We start from the raw sequence: 13,416 nt of genomic DNA on the forward strand, positions 1-13,416 counted from the left end.
CGTTCGTTCGCTCTTTTGAGATCTAAAAGTGATATTAGCATCAGCATTTTCCCCTCATTCCGGGCGATCGCGACAGGAGTCAGCGGCATGATCGAGACCCGCTTCACCCGTGAGTTCGGCGTCCGGCACCCCATCGTGCAGGGCGGGATGCAGTGGGTCGGCCGGGCCGGCCTCGTCGCCGCCGTGGCCGAGGCCGGCGCGCTCGGGTTCATCACCGCGCTCACCCAGCCCACGCCCGAGGACCTCGCCAAGGAGATCGCCCGCACCCGCGAGCTGACCGACCGCGAGTTCGGCGTCAACCTCACGATCCTGCCCGCGATCAAGCCACCGCCCTACGCCGAGTACCGCGACGCCATCATCGAGTCCGGCATAAAGGTCGTGGAGACGGCCGGTTTCAGCCCGGCCGACCACATGCCGGCCTTCACCGCCGCCGGCATCAAGGTGATCCACAAGTGCACGAGCGTCCGCCACGCGCTCAAGGCCGAGTCGCTCGGCGTCCACGCGGTCAGCATCGACGGCTTCGAGTGCGCTGGCCACCCGGGCGAGGACGACGTTCCCGGCCTCGTCCTCATCGCGGCCGCGGCCGGCCGCCTCACGATCCCGATCGTCGCCTCCGGCGGCATCGCCGACGCCCGCGGCCTGGTCGCCGCCCTGGCCCTGGGCGCCGACGCGGTCAACATGGGCACCCGCTTCATGTGCACCGTCGAGGCCCCGGTCCACGAGAACGTGAAACGCCGCATCGTCGAGAGCAGCGAGCTCGAGACCACCCTGATCTTCCGGACGCTGCGCAACACGTCACGGGTCGCGGTGAACGCCGTCAGCAACGAGGTCGTCGAGATCCTCCGGGCCGGCGGCGAGTTCGCCGACGTGCGCGACCTCGTGGCCGGCGTCCGCGGCCGCGAGGTGTACGAGACCGGGGACCTGGACCGCGGCCTGTGGACCGTCGGCCAGTCGCAGGCCCTGATCGACGACATCCCGACGGTGGCCGACCTGGTCTCCCGCATGGTCGCGGAGGCCTCGTCCATCATCACCGCCCGCCTGGCCCCGCTGGTCGCGGCGGACCGATGACGCACGACGCCGTACGCCTCACGATCGACGGCCCGGTCGCGACGCTCACCCTGACCCGCCCGGACCGCCTCAACGCCCTCGACCTCGCCGCCATGCACCGGCTGGCCGACCGCCTGCGCGAGGCATCCGCCCTTCCCGGCGTGCGCGGCATCGTGCTCACCGGCGAGGGCCGCGCCTTCTGCGCCGGCGCCGACGTCTCCCCGACCGCCGCGGCGACGGGCGGCACCGACGGCCGGGCCATCGTCGCCGCGGCCAACGAGGTGGTCCTGGCCGTGGTGCGAGCCGACGTCCCGGTCATCGCCGCCGTGAACGGCCCGTGCGTCGGCGTGGGCGTCTCGTTCGCCATCGCCGGCGACGCCGTCATCGCCGCCGACTCCGCCTGGTTCCAGCTGCCGTTCGTGAAGATCGGCCTGACCCCGGACGGGGGAGCGACCCACCTGCTCCCGGCCACGATCGGCCGTGCGCGAGCGTCACGGATGGCCCTGTTCGCCGAGCGCGTCCCGGCCGCGACCGCCCTGTCCTGGGGCCTGGTCTACGACGCGGTCCCGCCCGCCGAGCTCCTGCCCGCCGCCCAGGCGCTCGCCGCCGGGACCGCCGGCTCATCCCGCGAGGCCCTGCGCCGCACCAAGCGCAACCTGCGCCGGGCCCAGGCCGACGAACTCGAGGCGGCCATGCGACGCGAGCACGACGACCAGGGCGAACTGCTCGACGGCCCCGACTACGCGGAGGGCTTGACGGCACTGCGCGAGAAGCGACCGCCGGTCTACCCCGAGTAGCCTCGCACCGGCCGTCCTTCGGGCGCGACCACGGACCACGGCACCCGGTGTCCCTCGAGCCCCCCGGCCAGGGCCGCTCGCGCGCACGCGCGACCCTGGTCGCGCAGCGGGGCCGCCACCGACCACACTCCGGCGGCGGCGGCCTCGCGCGAGCCGTCCCATCCGGTGAGCGTCACCTCCCGCCGCGTGCGGCCCACCGCCGCGCGGGCCCCCAGCGCCAGTTCATCGCTCATCGCCAGCACCACCACGTGGCCGCCGCCGTCCAGCGTCTCGAGCAGCGCCGCGGCGGCTCGCTCACCGAGCTCGCGCTGGTTGCGCTCCACCACGGCGATCCGCACGTCGCTCCAGTCGTGTCCGGCCGCGGTCAGCGCATCGCGGTAGCCGGCCAGCCGGGCCGCGGTGACGGGGAACGGTACGGCCTGCGGGTCCATCAGGTCCGGGGGCAGGTCGCGGCCGCGCAGCACGCCGCCGGCGCGGCGCCGGTCCAAGGGGAAGCTGATGATGACGGGCGTCGCCTCGGCCAGGGGCGTGGCGGCCGCGACCGCGGCCGCCCCCGCGCGGTCATCGGGCCCGATGCACACCAGCCCCGGGTGGGCCGGACCGCCTTGGATGGCCGCGGGTCGCCCACTCCTCGCGACGGCGGCCAGCACCGGGTCATCGGCGACGGTCGTCCACAGCACGTAGCCGTCCACCGCCGCGGCCAGCACCCGGTCGACGTCTGAGGCGTCCCCGCGGGTGGGGATCAGCACTACGCCCAGGCCCTCGCCGACGCAGACGTCGGTGATCCCGGCCAGGAACTGGGCCGCCTGCGGGTTATCGAAGAGGTAGGACAGGTGCTCGCCGACCACCACGCCCAGCTGGTTGGCGCGCCCCGAGCGCAGGGCCCGGGCGGTGCTGTCGGGGCGGTAGCCGAGCTGGGCCGCGGCCTCCAGCACCCGGCTCCGGGTGGCCGCGGCGACCCGCGCGGGCTGGTTGAAGGCGTAGGAGACCGTCATCGGCGCGACCCCCGCCTGCTTGGCGACGTCCTTGACCGTGGGTCGCCGGCGCGCGGGTGTGGGCACAGCGCCAGCATAGCGTGTTGTGTAACGTTACGAAATTATGTGTAACGTTACGAAGCATGAGTCGAGACACGGCCACCACCTCGCCCCGCCCGCTCGCCGTCCAGGCCGGCGCCGCCTACGCGCCCTACGCGGCGTTCGCCGCGTACGGGGTCTTCTGGGGCGCCTGGGGAGCGGCCCTGCCCGCACTGCGCACCCAGGCCGGGGTCGGCCAGGGTCAGCTGGGCACCGCCCTGCTCTTCATCGGCCTGGGCGCGCTGCCGGCGATGGCCGGCACCGGACGTGCCGTGGACCGCTACGGGCTCCGCGTGGCGCCGTGGCTGCTGGCCGCACTGGCCGGCACCGGGCTGCTCATCACCGCCGGCGGCGGCGGGATGGTGCGGCTGAGCATCGGCATGCTCGTGGTCGGCGCCGCCTCCGGTGCCGCGGACGTGGCCATCAACACCCTGGCCGGCCGGGCCGAACACGCCACCGCCAAGCCGCTGCTCACCCGATCCCACGGGGTGTTCTCCGTGGGCGTGTTCATCGCCAGCCTGTCCACCGGGGCACTGCTGGGCGCCGGGCTGTCGCTCCTGATGGCCTTCGCCGTGGTCGCGGCGGTGATGTGCGCCCTGGCCGCGGCCGCCTACCTGACCAGCACGTCCCGGCCGGCCCCGGCGCGCCAGGGCGATGCGAGCACCCGCCGGCGGCCCGCGGCACCGCCCGGCTCCGGCACCGCCGAGCCCCGCGGCGCACACCGGCTCACGGACGTGCTGCGCCGGATCAACCCGGCCTCGCCCCTGCTGGTCGTGGGACTGGTGGCGGCCTTGGCCTACGCCGTCGAAAACGCCCACCAGAGCTGGGGCGCGGTCCTGGTCACCGACGTCTTCAGCGCCTCACCCCAGCTGGCGGCCGCGGCCCCCGCGACCTTCGCCGCCACCGCCGCACTGGCCCGCCTGAGCCTGGCACCGCTGTCACGCAGCCACCCCACCGCGATTTTGCTCGGGGGCGGCGCGTTCGCCACCGCGGGCAGCGCGGTGCTGGCCACCGCCCCGACGGTCACCATTGCCCTGGCCGGGCTGGTGCTGGCCGCCCTGGGCACCGCGACGCTGTTCCCCACCTTGCTCAGCCGCAGCCTGCGCGGCACCGACCCCGCACAGCACGGCCGAGCCACCTCCACCGTCGCCGCCACCGCCTACCTGGGCTTCCTGCTGGGCCCGGCCTACGTGGGCCTGCTGGCCGAGCACACCGACCTGCGCGGCGCCCTGCTCGGCGTGGCCGCCCTGGCCTCGGCCTTCACCCTGTCCGCCGCACCGATCAGCACCTGGGCCGCGAGAAGACCGCCCACCGGTCACTAGCGTCGTGAGCCGCCAATGCGGTGCCGCGCGTGCGACGGCTTCGACGCTCTGCTCGGCGATCTCTGACCCAGGCCGGGGCCGATCGGGAACCGCTGCGCCGGCGGCTCGCGGTGGAGTCGGAGCCTGAGGTGCGGGCGGCGCTGATCCTCGCGCAGCTCGATTCGGTCCGGAGCCGGCTGCGAGACGGGCCGGATGCGCTGCGGGTGTTCGCGGGCGAGGGCATAGTGCCGCTGCGTACGGGCCCGCGTCCTCTGTGTACGGTCCTGCCGGTGCGTTGACGGACCGCTCGTTCAGCGGAGGAGGATCGCTCAGCGGAGGAAGATCACTGCGTAGCCGATGACCCAGGCGGGAACGGCGGCGAGGGTGCCGGCCAGCACCCCGGGGCGCAGGCGCAGTGCCGCCAGGGCGCCGACCAGGAGGACGCCCGCGATGCAGGCGACCACCATGGCCGGGAGCGCGCCGAAGGCCAGCATCAGCCCGTAGCCTTCGCGGTCGCTCATGGCGCAGTTGAGGCCGAGGCCTTCGTCCTCGCAGTCGGGGCCCGGCTGGGCCGTCGACTGGAGGAACCACCCGACGACCGCGGCCACGACCGGAAGCGCCTGCCACGCGAGGAGAGTCGCCACGCCGCGGGCGAAGACCTCACCGCGGGAGCGTCGTGCCGCATCCATGTCGATCAGGATATGGATCGGACGAACGAGCCGTATCCGCACACGTACTCATGGGCGGTCTGAGTATCAACGCCCGATCGCGCGTGCGGCCCGGACCGCGTCGGGTCCGGTCACGGCAGCGTGCTGGCCATCGAGGGGGCCGGGCCGCGGCTCGAAGCCGAGCTTCTCGTTCAGGGGCCGGCCGTCCTCGGAGGCGCGCAGGTTGACCCGGCGGCCGGGGTGATCGGGGGCAGCGGGGTGCGGGCGGGATAAGTATCTTGTCGATGTGACGACCTCGTATCCGCGGATCGCTGGGCAGAGTCTCGAGCGGCTGGCGGCGCTCAGTGACGGAATCTTCGCGGTGGCGATGACGTTGCTGGTGCTCGATCTGCGGGTGCCGGTCGGCGAGGTGACGGGGCAGCATCCGGTGTGGTCGGGTGCGGGGCGGGCGGCGGATCGGGCCGCGTGGGAGGTGCTGGTCGAGGTCGGGCCGCATTTTCTGCCGTTCGTGATGAGTTTCATGACGCTCGGCATCTTCTGGATCGGGCAGCAGACGCAGTTCAACCATTTCGCCCGGACCGACCGGCACCTGACGTGGATACATCTGGCGTTCCTGGCGCTGGTGTGCCTGATGCCGTTCTCGACGAACTTCGTCGGGGAGTATCCGACGGCGCGGGTGCCGTTCGTCGTCTACTGGCTCAACCTGCTGCTGCTCGGGCTGGCGCTGCTGGCCAGCCTGCGCTACGCGGCGCGGCACGGGATGTTCAAGACGGAAGACGTGCTCGGCGCGCTCCGGCGGCGGATCGTGTTCTATCAGGCCGGTTACGCCGGGGCCGTGGTGCTGAGCCTGGTCGACACCTACGCCGGGATGGGCGCACTGGTGCTGCTGCAGCTGTTGTCGGCCCTGGCGCCGCCGATCCCGCCGTTCAACCGGTTCTAGACCGTCGCCGCGAGGCCCCCGTCGACGACCAGCGTGGTGCCGGTGACGTACGACGAGGCGCGGCTGGCCAGGAACAGCAGGGCGCTGTCGACCTCGGGCTGCTCGCCGAAGCGGCCCAGCAGGCTGTGCTCGGCGACCATCGCGCGGAGTTTGTCCGCGCCGTGCGCGGTCGTCATCTCGGTGGCGAAGTAGCCGGGGCACAGGGCGTTGACGCGGATGCCTTTGCGGCGGGACCACTGCTGCGCCAGGTCCCGGGTCAGGCCGATGACGCCGGCCTTGCTCGCGGCGTATGAGGCGCCCGGGTAGCGCGAGGCCACCATGCCGTGCACGCTCGACACGTTGACGATCGACGAGCCCGGCGGCATCACCCGGGCGCAGGCCTGGGCCATCCAGAACGAGCCGTTGAGGTTGACGTCGATGACCTGGCGGAAGCCCTCGGGGGTTTCGCGGGAGGCGGCGACGGAGCCGCCCAGGCCGGCGTTGTTGACGAGGACGTCGACCCGGCCGTGCGCGGCCACCGCCGCGTCGACCAGGGCCTGGCACTGCTCCGGCACGGTCACGTCCACGGCCTGCACCAGCACTGACGCTCCGGCCGCGCGCAGTGCGGAGGCCAGCTCCTCGAGGCGGTCCAGGCGGCGGGCGCCGAGGACCAGGCGGCCGCCCACGGCCGCGACCGCGCGGGCGAACCCCAGGCCGAGGCCGGAGCTCGCACCGGTGATGACCACGACCCGGTCGTCGAGCCGGAACGCGTCCAACGGGCCGGTCATCGGCGGTACTCCACGGTCGCGAGGGCCAGGTCGGCGTACCGGCGGGCCATGGTGGGCGGGTCGACCGGGCCGCCGGGGCGGTACCAGCCCGCGACGCCCTGGCACATGGACAGGATCGCGCGGCCGCACTCGTCGGCGTGCGGGGTGTGGAAGACGCCCTGCGCCACGCCGCCGCGGATGGTGTCGCGCAGCTCGCGTTCGAGCTCGTCGCGCCGGGCGATGTAGTGCTCCCGGTTCTCGGGGGTGAGGCTGCGCCGCTCGGAGTCCAGGAACGCCAGGTCGCGATGGTGTGCGGTGTAGAGGACGATGGCCTCGACCAGGGCCCGCAGCCGGGCCGGGCAGTCGGCGCCGGCCTCGTCGAGCGCGGCCCGGGCGTGGGTGAGCACGATCCGCATCGCGTGGTCGAGCAGCTCCCGGAGCATGGCCTGCTTGTTTTCGAAGTGGTAGTAGAGCGCGGGGACGGTGACGCCGGCCCGGTTGGCGATCTTGCGCACGGACGTGCCGTCGTAGCCGTGCTCGACGATCTCGTCGAGCGCCAGTGCCAGCAGCGGCTGCAGCTCGAGTGGTGGGTACTCCCGCCAGTCGCTCAAATGTCACTCTCCCTAGCTAGCGATCGCTCAGTACGCTACCTTAGCGATCGCTCACTCAGTCCACCAGGCGCGGAGGTCAGGCCATGGAAGTCCGGGGCAAGCAGGCACTGGTGACCGGAGGCGCGTCCGGGCTCGGGCTGGCGACGGTCGAGGCCCTCGTCGCGGCCGGCGCCCGGGTGGTCGCCCTCGACCTGCCGAGCGCGGACCGCGGCCGGCTCGACGGGCTGGGCGACGCGGTCCGGTTCGCCGGCGCGGACGTGACCGACGAGAGCGCGGTACAAGCGGCGGTCGACCTCGCGAATGACGAAGGCGGACTGGCCGTGCTCGTCAACTGCGCGGGCATCGGCAACGCGTTCCGGACGGTCGGCAAGCAGGGGCCGTTCCCCATGGCCGACTTCGAGCGCGTGATCCGGGTCAACCTGCTCGGCACCTTCAACGTGCTGCGCCTGGCCGCGGCCGCGATGGCCGGCAACGAGCCGGACGGCGAGGAGCGCGGCGTCATCGTCAACACCGCCTCGGTCGCCGCGTTCGACGGGCAGGTCGGGCAGGCCGCCTACTCGGCGTCCAAGGGCGCCATCGTCGGCATGACGCTGCCGATCGCCCGCGACCTCGCCGGGCTGAGGATCCGCGTCGTGACCATCGCCCCCGGCACCTTCGAGACGCCGCTGCTCGGCCAGCTGTCGCAGGAGGTCCGCGACTCGCTCGGGGCCCAGGTGCCGCACCCGAGCCGGCTCGGGCAACCCGCGGAATACGCGCAGCTGGTCACCGCGATCGTCGCCAACCCGATGCTCAACGGCGAGACCATCCGGCTCGACGGCGCCATCCGCATGGCTCCGCGGTAACGACGGAAAGGGAACCGATCATGCGTCAAGCGGTCATCGTCGACATCGTCCGGACCCCCTCGGGCAAGGGCAAGCCCGGCGGGGCGCTCTCCGGCGTCCACCCGGTCGACCTCTACGCCACCGTCCTGCGCGCCCTCGCCGAGCGCAACGGCCTCGACCCGGGCCGGGTCGAGGACGTCATCACCGGCTGCGTCAGCCAGGCCGGCCAGCAGGCCATGAACATCGGGCGCAACGCGGTCCTCGCCGCCGGCTGGCCCGAATCGGTGCCGGCCACCACCATCGACCGGCAGTGCGGCTCCAGCCAGCAGGCGCTGCACTTCGCCGCCCAGGGCGTGATGGCCGGGGCCTACGACATCGTCGTCGCCGGTGGCGTCGAGTCGATGAGCCGGGTGCCAATGGGCTCGTCCACGACGGGCGAGGACCCGCAGGGGCCCTCCATCGCCCGGCGCTACCCCGAGGGGCTGGTCGGCCAGGGTGTCTCCGCCGAGCTCATCGCCCGGAAGTGGGGGCTGTCCCGGGAGGTCCTCGACGACTACTCGGCCCGCTCCCACCGGCTGGCCGCCGAGACCGCGAAGCACGGCGGGTTCGACCAGGAGCTCGTGCCGGTCGACACGTTCGCGGCCGACGAGACGATCCGGGCCGCGACGACCCCGGAGAGCCTGGCCGGGCTGAGGACGGCGTTCGACGCGCCCGCGTTGCGCGAACGGTTCCCCGACATCGACTGGCGCATCACCGCCGGCAACTCCTCCCCGCTGACCGACGGCGCCTCCGCGGCGCTCGTCATGGGCGAGGACGTCGCCGCGAAGCTCGGCCTGCGCGCCCGGGCCCGCTTCCACGCGTTCGCGGTCGCCGGTGACGACCCGCTGTTCATGCTCACCGCGCCGATCCCGGCCACCCGCCTGGTGCTGGAGCGGGCCGGCCTCGGCATCGACGCGATCGACGCCTACGAGGTGAACGAGGCCTTCGCCCCGGTACCCCTCGCGTGGCTGGCCGAGCTCGGCGGCGACCTCGAGAAGCTCAACCCGCGCGGCGGTGCCATCGCGCTCGGCCACCCCCTCGGCGCGTCCGGCATCCGGCTCATGGCCACGATGCTCAACCACCTGGAGGCCACCGGCGGCCGCTACGGGCTGCAGACCATGTGCGAAGGCGGCGGCATGGCCAACGCCACCGTCATCGAGCGCCTGTGACGCCATGACCAAGGATCTGTGGGCCCGCCGCCCCTTCTTCAGCGCCGACCAGGAGGCGTTCCGCGGCAGCGTCGCCGAGTACATCAGCCGGCACGTCACCGCCGACGTCGAGGCGTGGGACGAGGCCGGCATCATCCCGCGGGAGCCGTGGCTCGAGGCGGGGCGCCAGGGACTCCTGGGCATCAACGCGCCGGAGCAGTACAACGGCGGCGGTTGTCTTCGGGATTTTGGTTTTCGCTGCGCCATGATGGAGGAGTTCGCCAAGGCCGGCGCCACCTCCCTGAGCTCCGGGTTCTCGACCCACGCCGACATCGTGCTGCCCTACTGCTTCGACCTGGCCACCCCGGAGCAGGCGGAGCGGTGGGTGCCGGCGCTCTGCTCGGGCGAGCGGATCGGCGCGATCGCGATGACCGAGCCCGGCACCGGCTCCGACCTGCAGGGCATCCGGACAACGGCCAGGCGCGACGGCGACGACTGGGTGCTCGACGGAGCCAAGACGTTCATCACCAACGGCATCCTCGGCGACCTCGTCATCGTGGTCGCCCGGACCGATCCGGACCCCGCCGCCCGCAGCCGGGCGTTCAGCCTGCTCGTCGTGGAGCGGGGCATGCCCGGGTTCGAGCGCGGCCGCAAGCTCGACAAGGTCGGCCTGCGATCCCAGGACACCGCGGAGCTGTTCTTCGACAACGTGCGGGTCCCGGCCGCCAACGTGCTCGGCGAGGTCGGCCGCGGGCTGCACTACCTGATGGGCCACCTGCCCCTGGAACGCCTCGGCATCGCCGTCGCCGCGTGCGCCGGGGCCCGGGCCGCGCTCGCCTGGACCATCGACTACGTCACCCAGCGGCGCGCGTTCGGGCAGCCGATCGCCGACTTCCAGAACACCAGGTTCGCGATCGCCGAGATGCTCACCGAGCTCGAGGTCTCACAAGCCTATGTGGACGATGCGGTACTGCGCTTCAACCGGGCCGAGCTCAACGCCGTCGACGCGGCCAAGGCCAAGTGGTGGGCGACGGAGATGCACAAGCGGCTCGTCGACCGCTGTGTGCAGCTGTTCGGCGGCTACGGATACATGCGGGAGTACCCGATCGCCCGGGCCTACGCCGACACCCGCGTCACCACCATCTACGGCGGCACCACCGAAATCATGAAGCACATCATCGCCCGTGACGTCCTGGAGGCCCGATGACAGCGGCGCTGTACGAACGGACCGGCCGCATCGCCGTCATCCGGCTCAACCGGCCGGACGCCCTCAACGCCGTCAACGCGGAGCTGTCGGCCGCGGTCGGCGACGCCCTCGAACGCGCCGCCGCCGACCCCGAGGTGCGGGTCGTCGTCGTCACCGGCAACGGCCGCGCGTTCTGCGCCGGAGCCGACCTCAAGGAGCTCGCCGCCGGCCGCTCGGTCGCCGCGCCCGGGCACCCGGAATGAGGCTTCGCCGGGCTCGTCCGGCACTGGATCGACAAGCCGCTCATCGCCGCCGTCAACGGCTACGCCATGGGCGGCGGCACCGAGATCGCCCTCGCCTGCGACCTGGTCGTCGCGGCCGAGGACGCCAAGCTCGGCCTGCCCGAGGTCAAGCGGGGCCTGATCGCCGCCGCGGGCGGGGTGGTGCGGCTCCAGCGGCAGGTCCCCATCAAGCGGGCGCTGCAGATGGCGCTCACCGGCGACCCCATCGACGTGCAGGAGGCCGCCGAGTGGGGCCTGGTGAACGTCGTCGCCCGGCCCGGCGCCGCGCTCGCGGAGGCGCTGCGGCTGGCCGAGCGCATCGCGGCGAATGCGCCGCTTGCAGTGCAGTACACCAAAAGGGTCCTGCATCAAGTGGCGGAAGCGGGCTCGGACTGGGACCCCGAGTGGTCGCGCCTGGAGCCGTGGGCCGTCAACGACGAGGCGACCGCGATCGTGTTCGGCAGCCGGGACGCCGTCGAGGGCCCGACCGCGTTCGCCGAGAAGCGGGCGCCGGTCTGGGAAGGCCGTTAGCCGGTGCGCGACCTGGTCTCCCCGGAACGTATCGGGCCGGTGCTGGCCGAGGCGCTCGGCGACGACCGCTGGCTGACGTTCGAAGCCACGCTGATCGCCGGCGGCAAGTCCAACCTGACCTTCTTCTTGAAGAGCCAAGCCGGTTCGGTGGTACTGCGAAGGCCGCCGACCGGTGAGCGCCTGCCGAGCGCGCACGACATGGGCCGCGAGGCGAGGGTGCAGCGCGCGCTGGCCGGGACGTCGGTCCCCGTGCCCAGGGTGCTGCTGGAGGAGCGCACGGGGGACCTGCTCGGCGTACCGTTCTACGTGATGGAGAAGGTCGACGGCCACGTGGTCCGCGACGAGCTTCCGCCCCCTTCGGCCCGGGCCGCGCTCACCGATGCGCTCGTCGACGTCCTCGCCGACCTGCACCGGATCGACCCGGAGTCGGTGGGCCTGGGCGACTACGGCCGCCCGGCCGGTTTCCTGGCCCGGCAGCTGCGCCGCTGGCGGGGCCAGTGGGACGCGTCGAAGACCCACGACCTGCCGGACCTGGACGAGCTCGGGTCCAGGCTGGGCGCCGCGGTGCCGCAGGCCCAGCGGTCCGCGATCGTCCACGGCGACTACCGCATCGACAACTGCATGCTGGATGTGCGGGATTCGGCGCGGGTCCTGGCCGTGCTGGACTGGGAACTGTCCACATTGGGCGATCCCCTGGCCGACCTGGGCATGCTGCTTTTCTATTGGCGCGAGCCCGGCGAGCCTCGGCCGCTCCTGACTCCAGCGCTCACCCGCGAGGGCGGCTTCCCGGGCCGCGCCCACCTCGCCGAGCGCTACGCTCGCCGGACCGGCACCGACCTGGCCGAGCTGGCGTTCTACGAGGCGTTCGCGCACTTCAAGTTCGCCGTCATCGCCCAGGGCGTGGCGGCCCGGGCCGCGGCCGGGGCCATGGCCGGGCAGACGTTCGGCGACCTCGACGACGAGGTGCGCCGGGTCGCCGCCGAGGGCTTGGCCGTCATCGACCGGAAGGGCTGAAACATGGACTTCGCGCTCTCACCGCCGGCGGAGGACGCCGTCGCGCGGATGTGGGACTTCATGCGGGCGGAGGTCTTCCCGGCCGAGCCGGTGTGGGCCGCCCACCTGGCCGAGCACGGGCCGCACGCGTACCCGCCGGTGATGGACGATCTCAAGGCGTCCGCGCGGCGCCGGGGCCTGTGGAACCTGTTCCTGCCGGAGCTGTCCGGCCTGAGCAACCTCGACTACGCGGCCGTCGCCGAGGTCTCCGGCTGGTCCCCGGTCATCGCCCCCGAGGCCATCAACTGCCAGGCCCCGGACACCGGCAACATGGAAACTCTGCACCGCTTCGCCACCGCCGCGCAGCGGTCACGATGGCTGGAGCCGCTCCTGGCCGGCGAGATCCGCTCCGCGTATGCGATGACCGAGCCGGACGTGGCCTCCTCCGACGCCACCAACATCACCACCACCATCCTCCGCGACGGCGACGACTACGTCATCAACGGCCGCAAGTGGTGGATCACCGGCGTAGCCGACGAGCGCTGCCAGATCTTCATCGTCATGGGCAAGTCGGATCCGGCCGCCGACCCCCACCGGCAGCAGACGATGATCCTGGTCCCGAGGGACACCCCCGGCCTGGAGATCGTCCGCCACCTGCCGATCTTCGGCTACCAGGACCAGCACGGCCACTCCGAACTGCGCTTCCACGACGTCCGCGTCCCCGCCACCAACCTCCTGGGCGCCGAGGGCGACGGCTTCGCGATAGCCCAGGCCCGCCTGGGCCCGGGCCGCATCCACCACGCGATGCGCGCCATCGGCATGGCCGAACGGGCGCTGGGCCTCATGGTCGCCCGGGCCAAGTCGAGGGTCGCGTTCGGCCAGCCCCTCGCCGAGCAGGGCGTGGTCCAAGAGCTCATCGCCCGGTCAAGGATCGACATCGACCAGGCCCGCCTCCTGGTCTACAAAACCGCGTGGCTGATCGACCACCACGGCGCGAAGGCCGCCCGCACCGAGATCGCCGCCATCAAGGTCGCCGCCCCGGCGATGGCCACCGCGGTGATCGACCGAGCCATCGAGGTCTTCGGCGCCGCCGGCGTAGGCGACGACACCCCCCTGGCCTACTTCTACGCCTGGTCCCGAGTCCTGCGCATCGTAGACGGCCCCGACGCCGTCCACCGCCGCACGATAGCCCGCGCCGAACTCCGCCGCGAACGCCCCTACACCGGCTAAAGCG

The 13,416-nt window shown here is 72.9% G+C and carries 13 protein-coding genes and 1 pseudogene; 10 read left to right on the plus strand and 4 right to left on the minus strand.

What is annotated here, in order from left to right:
* Positions 1-87: 87 nt before the first annotated feature.
* Positions 88-1,068: an NAD(P)H-dependent flavin oxidoreductase gene (locus ACIA8L_RS17545; RefSeq protein ID WP_395905483.1), complete on the plus strand. Its 981-nt coding sequence runs from the start codon at positions 88-90 to the stop codon at positions 1,066-1,068.
* The gene (locus ACIA8L_RS17550; RefSeq protein ID WP_395905485.1) at positions 1,065-1,844 is read left to right on the plus strand and encodes an enoyl-CoA hydratase-related protein; all 780 of its coding nucleotides are present in this window, start codon (positions 1,065-1,067) and stop codon (positions 1,842-1,844) included. The genes ACIA8L_RS17545 and ACIA8L_RS17550 overlap by 4 nt, the downstream gene beginning before the upstream one ends.
* Here the strand turns inward: ACIA8L_RS17550 and ACIA8L_RS17555 are convergent.
* A complete protein-coding gene (locus tag ACIA8L_RS17555) occupies positions 1,832-2,905 on the minus strand; it encodes a LacI family DNA-binding transcriptional regulator (RefSeq protein WP_395905487.1) in 1,074 nt (357 codons plus the stop codon). The genes ACIA8L_RS17550 and ACIA8L_RS17555 overlap by 13 nt on opposite strands.
* 56 nt (positions 2,906-2,961) lie before the next feature.
* Between ACIA8L_RS17555 and ACIA8L_RS17560 the strand changes: the two genes are divergently transcribed.
* Positions 2,962-4,239: an MFS transporter gene (locus tag ACIA8L_RS17560; RefSeq protein WP_395905489.1), complete on the plus strand. Its 1,278-nt coding sequence runs from the start codon at positions 2,962-2,964 to the stop codon at positions 4,237-4,239.
* A gap of 308 nt (positions 4,240-4,547) precedes the next feature.
* Here ACIA8L_RS17560 and ACIA8L_RS17565 read toward each other — a convergent pair whose 3' ends face one another.
* A complete protein-coding gene (locus tag ACIA8L_RS17565) occupies positions 4,548-4,907 on the minus strand; it encodes a hypothetical protein (protein ID WP_395905491.1) in 360 nt (119 codons plus the stop codon).
* 265 nt (positions 4,908-5,172) lie between these two features.
* On the opposite strand from ACIA8L_RS17565, the gene ACIA8L_RS17570 reads away from it, so the two are divergent.
* Positions 5,173-5,826, plus strand: coding sequence for a TMEM175 family protein (locus ACIA8L_RS17570; RefSeq protein ID WP_395905493.1), 654 nt, complete (start codon positions 5,173-5,175; stop codon positions 5,824-5,826).
* On the opposite strand, the gene ACIA8L_RS17575 is transcribed toward ACIA8L_RS17570, so the two are convergent.
* Both ACIA8L_RS17575 and ACIA8L_RS17580 read right to left on the minus strand, forming a co-directional pair.
* Entirely contained in the window at positions 5,823-6,593 is a 771-nt protein-coding gene (locus ACIA8L_RS17575) for an SDR family NAD(P)-dependent oxidoreductase (RefSeq protein WP_395905495.1), read from the minus strand. The genes ACIA8L_RS17570 and ACIA8L_RS17575 overlap by 4 nt on opposite strands.
* Entirely contained in the window at positions 6,590-7,183 is a 594-nt protein-coding gene (locus ACIA8L_RS17580; protein WP_395905497.1) for a TetR/AcrR family transcriptional regulator, read from the minus strand. Before ACIA8L_RS17580 ends, ACIA8L_RS17575 begins: the two co-directional genes overlap by 4 nt.
* An 83-nt stretch (positions 7,184-7,266) precedes the next feature.
* Between ACIA8L_RS17580 and ACIA8L_RS17585 the strand changes: the two genes are divergently transcribed.
* The 6 genes and pseudogenes from ACIA8L_RS17585 (at position 7,267) to ACIA8L_RS17610 (ending at position 13,412) form a co-directional block, all read left to right on the plus strand.
* Positions 7,267-8,025, plus strand: coding sequence for a 3-hydroxyacyl-CoA dehydrogenase (locus ACIA8L_RS17585; RefSeq protein WP_395905499.1), 759 nt, complete (start codon positions 7,267-7,269; stop codon positions 8,023-8,025).
* A 20-nt stretch (positions 8,026-8,045) separates the two neighbouring features.
* Positions 8,046-9,212 carry a thiolase family protein gene (locus ACIA8L_RS17590; protein ID WP_395905501.1) on the plus strand — a complete coding sequence of 389 codons (1,167 nt, stop codon included), beginning with the start codon at positions 8,046-8,048 and terminating at the stop codon, positions 9,210-9,212.
* 4 nt (positions 9,213-9,216) lie between these two features.
* Positions 9,217-10,398: an acyl-CoA dehydrogenase family protein gene (locus ACIA8L_RS17595; RefSeq protein WP_395905502.1), complete on the plus strand. Its 1,182-nt coding sequence runs from the start codon at positions 9,217-9,219 to the stop codon at positions 10,396-10,398.
* Positions 10,395-11,189, plus strand: a pseudogene (locus tag ACIA8L_RS17600) (crotonase/enoyl-CoA hydratase family protein). Before ACIA8L_RS17595 ends, ACIA8L_RS17600 begins: the two are co-directional and overlap by 4 nt.
* 3 nt (positions 11,190-11,192) lie before the next feature.
* Positions 11,193-12,203 (plus strand): phosphotransferase family protein, encoded by a 1,011-nt coding sequence (locus tag ACIA8L_RS17605; RefSeq protein ID WP_395905504.1) that lies wholly within the window; start codon positions 11,193-11,195, stop codon positions 12,201-12,203.
* Between the two features lie 3 nt (positions 12,204-12,206).
* Positions 12,207-13,412, plus strand: a complete 1,206-nt coding sequence (locus ACIA8L_RS17610; RefSeq protein ID WP_395905506.1) for an acyl-CoA dehydrogenase family protein — start codon at positions 12,207-12,209, stop codon at positions 13,410-13,412.
* Positions 13,413-13,416: the final 4 nt, after the last annotated feature.

Source organism: Dactylosporangium sp. NPDC051541 (assembly GCF_044454505.1).
Lineage (GTDB): Bacteria > Actinomycetota > Actinomycetes > Mycobacteriales > Micromonosporaceae > Dactylosporangium.

Excerpts from the sequence above, each read along its gene's own strand:
- ACIA8L_RS17545 (WP_395905483.1), top strand. The coding sequence starts at position 88 with ATGATCGAGACCCGCTTCACCCGTGAGTTCGGCGTCCGGCACCCCATC.
- ACIA8L_RS17550 (WP_395905485.1), top strand. The coding sequence starts at position 1,065 with ATGACGCACGACGCCGTACGCCTCACGATCGACGGCCCGGTCGCGACG.
- ACIA8L_RS17560 (WP_395905489.1), top strand. The coding sequence starts at position 2,962 with ATGAGTCGAGACACGGCCACCACCTCGCCCCGCCCGCTCGCCGTCCAG.
- ACIA8L_RS17565 (WP_395905491.1), bottom strand. The coding sequence starts at position 4,907 with ATGGATGCGGCACGACGCTCCCGCGGTGAGGTCTTCGCCCGCGGCGTG.
- ACIA8L_RS17575 (WP_395905495.1), bottom strand. The coding sequence starts at position 6,593 with ATGACCGGCCCGTTGGACGCGTTCCGGCTCGACGACCGGGTCGTGGTC.
- ACIA8L_RS17585 (WP_395905499.1), top strand. The coding sequence starts at position 7,267 with ATGGAAGTCCGGGGCAAGCAGGCACTGGTGACCGGAGGCGCGTCCGGG.
- ACIA8L_RS17590 (WP_395905501.1), top strand. The coding sequence starts at position 8,046 with ATGCGTCAAGCGGTCATCGTCGACATCGTCCGGACCCCCTCGGGCAAG.
- ACIA8L_RS17595 (WP_395905502.1), top strand. The coding sequence starts at position 9,217 with ATGACCAAGGATCTGTGGGCCCGCCGCCCCTTCTTCAGCGCCGACCAG.
- ACIA8L_RS17610 (WP_395905506.1), top strand. The coding sequence starts at position 12,207 with ATGGACTTCGCGCTCTCACCGCCGGCGGAGGACGCCGTCGCGCGGATG.